Genomic DNA, 7,890 nt, shown 5'->3' with positions numbered 1-7,890 from the left:
TCAACCAGCCGAACGCGGCAGCCAATTAGGCTAGCTGCAAGCCCACGGCTTTAGCCGTTGGGTAGTTGACTTACAACATTTAGCGAGATGGAGCGGCAGCGCGAGGAAAAGAAGAAGAAACAAGCGCTTTTCCTAACTCTTCAGATCGCTCCGTTGCCCGTTTGATACAAGCAACAACCGCTTCCTGGTATCGGTAACGCTCCAGCACTTGAATGCCAGCTTCGGTCGTTCCGCCCGGACTAGTTACTTCTTTGCGCAAGATAGAAGGATGTTTGTTCGTTGCTTGCAACATTTGTGCCGCGCCGATAATTGTTTGCAAAATCAATTCTTTTGCGACAGTACGGTCAAGTCCGATTTCTTCCGCCGCTTTTTCCATTGCTTCCACTAAATAATAGACATAGGCAGGTCCGCTTCCGGAAAGCCCTGTAACGGCGTGCAAATCATGTTCAGGAACGACCGTGACAATGCCCACCGTCTCAAACAACGTTTTCGCAATCGCCAAATGTGTTTCAGTAGCAAAACGGCCTTGAGAGATGGCGGTGGCAGACTGACCGATCGTTGCTGACGTATTTGGCATGGCGCGAATCACCGCAACGTTTTTACCAATTAGTGAAACGATGGTTTCCGTCGTAACGCCAGCCAGCACGGAAATGATCAGCTGATGTTCGCCAATCATTGGAGCAATGGAAATGATGCCTTCTGCCGCGTCTTTCGGCTTCATCGCTAAAATGACAATATCGGCTTCTTTTACCGCTTTTTCTTTATTGGTTTCGATCCGGACTCCATACGTTTTTTTCATATATTCAAGACGCTTTTGATTACAACGGTTTGTCATAATAATTTGTTCAGGCTGATACAATGTTTTTGTCATTCCGGAAACAAGTGCTTCTGCCATCGAACCGGCACCGATAAACGTAATGGTCGTTTCTCGTTTCACGGCAATTCCTCCTTTTGATCAAATAAAAAAGACCTTGCATCCTAAAAAGGACGGAAGGTCTTGTTTCCGCGGTACCACCTTTTTTGACTCTTTTGCCGACAAACGGCCGAAAAAGAGTCCACCTCTTCACCGATAACGCCGGTTGAGCGTTTAGGTTTTCCTAACAGCTCATGGGGTAGGTTCAACCACGAAGAGGGTAATGAAACCTTCCAGCCTATGGGTTTCACTCTCTGGATACCATTCATGGTTTACTGGCCCCACTCATTGCCCGTTTGCAATGTTTAATTTTGTTTGCAATTATGCAATGAAAACAGGTGTGTTGTCAATAGGAAAAGATAATTTTTTTGTGAATTATTCGAAAAAAATGACAAACCGATAAAATCGGTGTAAACTGTTAAATATCATTATTGTCGATTTATTTTATAAATATATCATTAGAAGGGGATCGTCGATGATGAATGAACATATTTATCGCATCGTCGTGCCGACGCCGTTTCCGGTTGGAAATGTAAACATGTACTTGATTAAAGGAGATAGCTTGACTCTGATTGATGCCGGTGTAAAAACAGAAGAGGCGTGGCGCTCGTTTCAACAGCAGCTTCGTCAAATTGGATATGCTCCTTCCGACATTGATCAAGTTGTCATTACCCATCACCATCCTGACCATGTCGGCTTGCTCGATTATTTACCAGATACAATTCCGGTCATTGGCCATCAGAAAGCAGATCGCTGGCTTCGCCAGGACGAAACATTTTTTCAACAACATCAACGATTTTTTGAACAGTTTTTGTTAGAATGTGGCGTGGATCGTTCGTTTCTCGCAGAACTTCCAAATTTACGGGGCTCGCTCCGCTATGCATGTCATCGTCCGCTTACCGCTACGGTCAAAGAAGGTGATTTGCTGCCGGGCTTGCCGCATTGGAAAGTAATTGAAACACCGGGACATGCCCAAAGCCATGTTGTGTTTTACCGCGAAACAGACGGTGCGATGATTGGTGGAGATCATTTGCTTTTACATATTTCTCCAAATCCATTGATGGAGCCGCCTTTTCCAGGAGAAACGGAGCGCCCGAAACCATTAGTGCAGTATAACGCTTCATTGCTTAAAATGCGGAATTACGACATTTCTTTTGTCATGACGGGACATGGGGAGGATGTAACAGACGTATTTGCATTGATTGAAAAACGGCTCCGTAAACAACGCGAACGTGCCGAGCAAGTGCTCGATATGCTCAAGCAAAGACCGCATACGGTATTTGAAGTTTGCCAAAAGCTATTTCCTACTGTATATCAACAAGAGTTTATATTAACGATGTCCGAAGCGATTGGGCAGCTTGATTACTTAGAAGAGAACGGCGCAGTGAGAAAGACAAAAGTAAATGATTATTACATTTATGAAGCGATGGAGGGATCTATTTGCGGATAGAAGGCAAACATATCGTCATTACTGGAGCGTCAAGCGGCATCGGTGAACAGATCGCCTATGAAGCGGCGCGTCAAAAGGCGCTGCCGGTGTTGCTTGCCAGAAATGAAGAAAAGTTGAAAGCGGTGGCAAGACAAATTGAACATACATATGGCATTTCGCCACGTTATTATCGGTTGGATGTGAGTGATACAGATGCGGTAGAAACGGTGTTTCAACAATTATTTCGTGATGTCCAAACGGTTGATGTATTAGTAAATAACGCAGGTTTTGGCGTGTTTCGCAATGTGGAAGACATTGATATCGAGGAAATGAAAGACATGTTTGCTGTCAATGTATTTGGTTTAATCGCTTGCACAAAAATAGTATATTTACATATGCAAAAAAGGCGAAGCGGCCATATTATTAATATTGCTTCACAAGCAGGAAAATTGGCAACTCCAAAATCGAGCGTATATGCTGCTACCAAACATGCGGTGCTTGGGTTTACGGACAGTTTGCGGATGGAGGCGGAACAGTACGGGATTTTTGTTACTGCTGTGAACCCGGGGCCGATTCGGACGAATTTTTTCCATGTCGCCGACCAATCAGGGGAATATGTAAAAAATGTGGAACGATGGATGCTTTCGCCGGAAAAAGTAGCAAAACAGGTCGTTTCGATTATGATGACGCCGACAAGGGAAGTAAATATGCCGCGCTGGATGAATATTGGGAGTCAACTCTATCGCTTATTTCCATCCGTGGTCGAGAAAGTCGGGAAACGTGCATTCTTCAAAAAATAACACTCCCTGCTGCATAACAAGGAGTGTTATTTCGTTATATATTCATAAATGACATCATGCACAATTTCGTACATATCCATATCTTCATGGTTTGTTTTTTCTAGTAAAATTTTTTCGCACAACTGTTTCCATTCGAAGTCATGAAGAAACAGAGATTCCGTGTCATGTCCATATTGAAGAAAGCAGTTGCGAATAAGTTTTTTAAGCCATTTTTCGTCCAACAATGCCACTTCCTATCATTGCGATTCGGATGGGGTAGCGCGGACAACAGAGTGGAATTTGCCTTTATGGGTACCGTCACAAAATGGCATATTGTTGGACAGAACACATCGGCAAAGCGAAAAGGTTTGTTTAGTTACAAATTTATTTCCTTCCGCATCAATAAGCTCCACATCGCCAGTAATGCGATAGGAGCCGTTATCGTTCACTTTAATTTGTACTTTGGACATGATTGAATTCCTCCTTTTTATTTTGACAGCAATTTGCATATGTAGGTACAATAGGAGCAGAAACAAGAAGAAAAGGAGCATCATGTAGCGTGAATATTACATTTACAGATAAAGCGATCAAACAGCTGACTCCTATTTTAGCGCAAACAGGGCGAATGTTGAAGCTAAAATATGACACAGATGGATGCGGATGCCTCGTTGACGGTGTCATTGCCTTATGGCTCGTCGATGAAGCAGATGAGGACGATATCGCTGTCGAGACGAATTTCGTTCCTGTTTTTGTGGAAAAGTCCCGTCTCGTGTTCTATGATGATGTGATGACGATTGACGTTGTCGAAGGGACGAGCAGTTTTTTGCTGAAAAGCCCTGGACAAATTTTAAGTCCACGCATGCCGCTTATAGAAGTGAGTGAACAACATGAAAGATAAGCTGAGACAAATCGCCAATGTAGCGAAGCAAAAAACATGGGTATCATTTTTGCATGAAAATGACCCGTACAGTTTGCTGCATTGGTCGATTGCCGGCGTCTATCATGAGCCAAAAGACGTCTGGCTTTTGCAAAATGAAATGACGTTTGAGACAAAAGAATTTGCCACACTAGATGAAGCAATAGCGTGGATGGATGAGCATATGCCTAATATTACGGAAATCTTATAAAACCGTAACCCACTTCGGTTACGGTTTTATCATTCATTTTGTTTGCGCCTTCCGCTTTTCGTTATTGCGGGGTGTTTTGGCGTTTTGTTGGATGGATCGCTTTTTCTAATTCTTCTTTTGCGATTGTTTGTTTTACGGTATCAGCAGTTGGTTTTCCTTTTTGCGCTCTGTTTTTTGCCATTTCGTTTAACTCCTTTTCTTGAAAGTGTTTGTTTTTATCATGGAAGAATGAACAACGTTTTATACATTGGAGGGATAAGTGTGAACAAGAAACAAAAAAATCGAGCAGACGAATTGCTTACGCTGAAGGATCGTTTAAATGAGGAATTGTTCGCTAAGCTGAAGGAGAAAAAACGAGAATTGGAACAACAAGAACAGCGCCGAAAAGAAGAGGAAGAAGCGCGGAGACGCGAGGAGCAGCGCAAACGTGAAAAACAAAAAACGTTTGAAGAGCTGCTGAATGAGAGCAATTTGGATTGGCGGAATTTTAAGTAAATCTTTGGATGGGAAATATCTTGTTTGATAGATTTGCCATAAAATTTTGGGGAGAGTGAAGAAATCGGCGTTATTTTTTTGCAGCGAATTTTCGAACGCCGATCACGCTGTTTGCTTGTTCGCTGTCGGAATGGAAGCAGCGCGGAATCGATATATGACAGAACCATCATTGATATGGCGGAAAGAGAAAGGCTCTCTTTCCGCATCATTTTGCAAGTATTTTTAACGGTGCATTTTATACACCGAGGCTTTCGTATGCTTTTGGAGCCATTGATATTCTTCCTCAGTTAAACGTGGGGCGGAAGCGGCGTTTATGTTTTCGATGAGCTGCTCGACGCTGCTCGCTCCTGGAATGACAGCGGCAACAACCGGATCATATAAACAAAACTGCAGCGCCGTTGCGGTGAACGAACGGTGTTCGGCCGTTTTCGCTTTTAACTTTGGAAGCAGCGTCTGCAATTCTTCGTATGTATAATCGAGATAACCGTTTTCTTTGACAGAATCGCTTGCCGCCTCTAGCGGCCGCTCTGTGAGCAATCCTTTCGCGACAGGTCCGCGGGCGATGACGCTGATGTTGTGTTCGCGCAAAAGCGGAAACCACTCTTCTGGTCGGCGGTCAAGCAGGCTGTATTGCATCATGACGCTGACGATATTGGAACGTTTTACATATTCACGAATAACGTTTGGACGAATCGAGGAAATGCCGTAATAGCGGATCACCCCTTCTTGTTTTAATTCTTCGAACGCTTCAATCGTTTCGTCGATCGGGTCATCGATCGTACCGCCGTGAAGCTGATATAAGTCAATGTAATCCGTTTGCAGACGGCGCAAGCTTTCTTTTACTTCCGATTTAATGTATTTTTTGGATGGATCCCAAAACCAGCCGTCTTTTCCGTCTTCCCAGCGGTTGCCCACTTTTGTTGCAAGGATGACTTGATCGCGTTTTCCTTTGATTGCTTTTCCGACAAATTCTTCATTTAGTCCGCGGTCATAAAGGTCGGCCGTGTCTAAATAGTTAATGCCCCGTTCTAACGCCTCATGAATAATGCGAATCGCTTTTTTTTCGTCCGTGCCAAGCGACATGCAGCCGAGCCCGATTTCGCTGACATATAAATCCGATAAGCCGATGCGGCGCTTTTGCATGATGCGGATCCTCCTTTAATTAAAATAATCATTTTTTTCATTGTACACCCGAAAGTAAAACTTGCTCAAATGATGTAGTACAATTAAGCTAGGAAGGATATTGTTAGATGGGAGAGAAGAAAATGGACCATTTAATGGAAAAAACGATTCGCAAAGAAAAAATATTTAGCGGCAAAGTAGTTCAATTGTATGTGGAAGACGTACAGCTGCCAAATGGGAAAACGAGCAAGCGGGAAGTTATTAAGCATCCAGGTGCGGTGGCGATTATTCCGATTACGAAAGAAGGAAAACTAGTGCTCGTTCGCCAATACCGAAAAGCACTTGAACGCGCATTAGTAGAAATTCCAGCGGGGAAGTTAGAAAAAGGCGAGGAACCGCTTGTCACTGCACAACGCGAATTGGAAGAAGAAACCGGCTACCGTTCTCATTCGCTGCGCCATATCGTGTCATTTTATACATCACCGGGATTTGCCGACGAATTAATTCATTTATATTTGGCAGAAGGGTTAACGAAAGTGGAAAACGCCGCGTCGCTCGATGAAGACGAATTTGTCGACATATTGGAAGTGACGTTAGAGGAGGCGCTGGAAATGCTTGAAAAACGCGAGATTTATGATGCCAAAACAGCATATGCGCTGCAATATTTACAATTGCGTCGTGCCATAGGAGAAGAAAATGCATAACTATTACGTCGATTTACATATTCATATCGGCCGCACCGCTTCTGGCCGGCCGGTAAAAATCACAGGTGCAAAAACGTTAACGCTCACAAACATTTTACACGAGGCAGCGCATGTAAAAGGATTAAATATGGTCGGCATCATTGACTGCCATGTTCCGGAAGTGCTCGATGAAGTGGAACGGGGAGTAGAAGCGAAAGGATGGAAAGAACACGATGATGGCGGTGTTGCGGTTGGTTCTGTCACGTTATTGTTAGGAAGTGAACTCGAAGTATATGACGAACATTGTCAAGGACCTATTCATGTGCTTGCGTTTTTGCCGACGATCAGTGCAATGCGTACGTTTTCTGTATGGCTAAAAGAGCGAGTGAGAAATATTTCTCTCAGCTCGCAGCGGATCTACGGAACAGGGCGTGAGTTGCAAGCGATTGTTAAACGGTTGGGCGGTTTGTTCGTTCCGGCTCATGCGTTTACTCCGTTTAAAAGCTTGTATGGCAAAGGAGTGAAAAAAAGCTTAACCGAAGTGTTTGACCCTGATGGCATTGACGCGGTAGAACTAGGGTTAAGTGCGGATACCGAGATGGCTGACCAAATCGCCGAGCTGCATCGTTATCCATACCTTTCCAATTCGGATGCCCATTCGCTGCGAAAGCTGGCGCGTGAATATCAAGTGATCCGCATGAAGGCTCCGACGTTTGCCGAATTGAAAAAAGCGTTGCGAAAGCAAGAGGAAAGAACCATTGTCGCTAACTACGGCTTAAATCCGAAACTAGGGAAGTATCATCAGACGACATGCGAACGATGTTTCAAGCCGATGGATCCTCGTGAAAAATATTGCCCGGATTGCGGACATCACCGGCAAATAAAAGGGGTATTTGACCGCCTTAAGGAGCTAAAAACGGGCGGCGTTCCTCCCAAACGCCCACCGTATATTTATCAAGTGCCGCTTGAGTTTATTCCAGGGCTTGGACCGAAAACATACGAAAAATTGCTCGCCCGTTTCGGTACAGAAATGTACGTACTCCACCAAGCGACAGAAGAAGAACTGAAACAGAGCATAGGGGAAAAACTGGCAAAACTCATTATTCTCGCACGCAGAGGAGAGCTTTCGATCCAAGCAGGGGGCGGCGGAAAATACGGCAAAATCGCTTCGGAATAGAAGCGATTTTTTTGTATTTATGGAGGTTATCTTCTCTTTCTTTTCTTGCAAATCAGTCATACATCGAAGAATATTTCATACAATCTACTAAGAGGGTCAACTACCCAACGGCTAAAGCCGTGGGCTTGCAGCTAGCCTAATTGGCTGCCGCGTTCGGCTGGTTGA

11 protein-coding genes and 1 other annotated feature are annotated in these 7,890 nt (G+C 44.2%); of the genes, 7 read left to right on the top strand and 4 right to left on the bottom strand.

Features of this window, described 5'->3' with window-relative positions:
* Window positions 1–79 precede the first annotated feature (79 nt).
* On the bottom strand, window positions 80–937 hold the full coding sequence (gene proI, locus DCC82_RS12450) for a pyrroline-5-carboxylate reductase ProI (RefSeq protein WP_082798160.1): 858 nt from the start codon (window positions 935–937) through the stop codon (window positions 80–82).
* Between the two features lie 43 nt (window positions 938–980).
* Window positions 981–1,211, bottom strand: a binding site (T-box leader).
* Between the two features lie 180 nt (window positions 1,212–1,391).
* On the opposite strand from proI, the gene DCC82_RS12445 reads away from it, so the two are divergent.
* Window positions 1,392–2,363 carry an MBL fold metallo-hydrolase gene (locus tag DCC82_RS12445; RefSeq protein WP_062678570.1) on the top strand — a complete coding sequence of 324 codons (972 nt, stop codon included), beginning with the start codon at window positions 1,392–1,394 and terminating at the stop codon, window positions 2,361–2,363.
* Window positions 2,354–3,142 (top strand): SDR family NAD(P)-dependent oxidoreductase, encoded by a 789-nt coding sequence (locus DCC82_RS12440; RefSeq protein WP_062678569.1) that lies wholly within the window; start codon window positions 2,354–2,356, stop codon window positions 3,140–3,142. Before DCC82_RS12445 ends, DCC82_RS12440 begins: the two co-directional genes overlap by 10 nt.
* A gap of 26 nt (window positions 3,143–3,168) precedes the next feature.
* Here the strand turns inward: DCC82_RS12440 and DCC82_RS12435 are convergent, their stop codons facing one another.
* Complete coding sequence (locus DCC82_RS12435; RefSeq protein WP_233252995.1) at window positions 3,169–3,372, bottom strand: YqzH family protein; 204 nt, start codon at window positions 3,370–3,372, stop codon at window positions 3,169–3,171.
* A 6-nt stretch (window positions 3,373–3,378) separates the two neighbouring features.
* Window positions 3,379–3,591 (bottom strand): CDGSH iron-sulfur domain-containing protein, encoded by a 213-nt coding sequence (locus tag DCC82_RS12430; RefSeq protein ID WP_015864397.1) that lies wholly within the window; start codon window positions 3,589–3,591, stop codon window positions 3,379–3,381.
* A gap of 89 nt (window positions 3,592–3,680) precedes the next feature.
* On the opposite strand from DCC82_RS12430, the gene DCC82_RS12425 reads away from it, so the two are divergent.
* The 3 genes from DCC82_RS12425 to DCC82_RS12415 all read left to right on the top strand — a co-directional run bounded on the left by DCC82_RS12425 (window position 3,681) and on the right by DCC82_RS12415 (window position 4,743).
* Entirely contained in the window at window positions 3,681–4,019 is a 339-nt protein-coding gene (locus DCC82_RS12425; protein ID WP_015864396.1) for an iron-sulfur cluster biosynthesis family protein, read from the top strand.
* Window positions 4,009–4,248 carry a YqkC family protein gene (locus DCC82_RS12420; protein ID WP_097354711.1) on the top strand — a complete coding sequence of 80 codons (240 nt, stop codon included), beginning with the start codon at window positions 4,009–4,011 and terminating at the stop codon, window positions 4,246–4,248. Before DCC82_RS12425 ends, DCC82_RS12420 begins: the two co-directional genes overlap by 11 nt.
* A 261-nt stretch (window positions 4,249–4,509) precedes the next feature.
* Window positions 4,510–4,743, top strand: a complete 234-nt coding sequence (locus tag DCC82_RS12415; RefSeq protein WP_015864393.1) for a YqkE family protein — start codon at window positions 4,510–4,512, stop codon at window positions 4,741–4,743.
* Between the two features lie 222 nt (window positions 4,744–4,965).
* Here DCC82_RS12415 and DCC82_RS12410 read toward each other — a convergent pair whose 3' ends face one another.
* On the bottom strand, window positions 4,966–5,886 hold the full coding sequence (locus tag DCC82_RS12410; protein WP_097354710.1) for an aldo/keto reductase: 921 nt from the start codon (window positions 5,884–5,886) through the stop codon (window positions 4,966–4,968).
* 122 nt (window positions 5,887–6,008) lie between these two features.
* Between DCC82_RS12410 and DCC82_RS12405 the strand changes: the two genes are divergently transcribed.
* Both DCC82_RS12405 and DCC82_RS12400 read left to right on the top strand, forming a co-directional pair.
* Window positions 6,009–6,569, top strand: coding sequence for an NUDIX domain-containing protein (locus tag DCC82_RS12405; RefSeq protein WP_097354709.1), 561 nt, complete (start codon window positions 6,009–6,011; stop codon window positions 6,567–6,569).
* Window positions 6,562–7,725, top strand: a complete 1,164-nt coding sequence (locus tag DCC82_RS12400; protein WP_015864390.1) for an endonuclease Q family protein — start codon at window positions 6,562–6,564, stop codon at window positions 7,723–7,725. The genes DCC82_RS12405 and DCC82_RS12400 overlap by 8 nt, the downstream gene beginning before the upstream one ends.
* The last annotated feature ends 165 nt before the right edge of the window (window positions 7,726–7,890 follow it).

This window comes from Geobacillus sp. LYN3 (assembly GCF_003064505.1).
In the GTDB taxonomy this organism is placed as follows: Bacteria; Bacillota; Bacilli; order Bacillales; family Anoxybacillaceae; genus Parageobacillus_B; species Parageobacillus_B toebii.
Note: the sequence above shows the minus strand (reverse complement) of the source record. Positions and strands in the feature narration are given on the sequence as shown.

Coding starts and splice junctions, on each gene's coding strand:
- DCC82_RS12445 (WP_062678570.1), top strand. CDS start 1,392: ATGAATGAACATATTTATCGCATCGTCGTGCCGACGCCGTTTCCGGTT.
- DCC82_RS12430 (WP_015864397.1), bottom strand. CDS start 3,591: ATGTCCAAAGTACAAATTAAAGTGAACGATAACGGCTCCTATCGCATT.
- DCC82_RS12420 (WP_097354711.1), top strand. CDS start 4,009: ATGAAAGATAAGCTGAGACAAATCGCCAATGTAGCGAAGCAAAAAACA.
- DCC82_RS12410 (WP_097354710.1), bottom strand. CDS start 5,886: ATGCAAAAGCGCCGCATCGGCTTATCGGATTTATATGTCAGCGAAATC.
- DCC82_RS12405 (WP_097354709.1), top strand. CDS start 6,009: ATGGACCATTTAATGGAAAAAACGATTCGCAAAGAAAAAATATTTAGC.
- DCC82_RS12400 (WP_015864390.1), top strand. CDS start 6,562: ATGCATAACTATTACGTCGATTTACATATTCATATCGGCCGCACCGCT.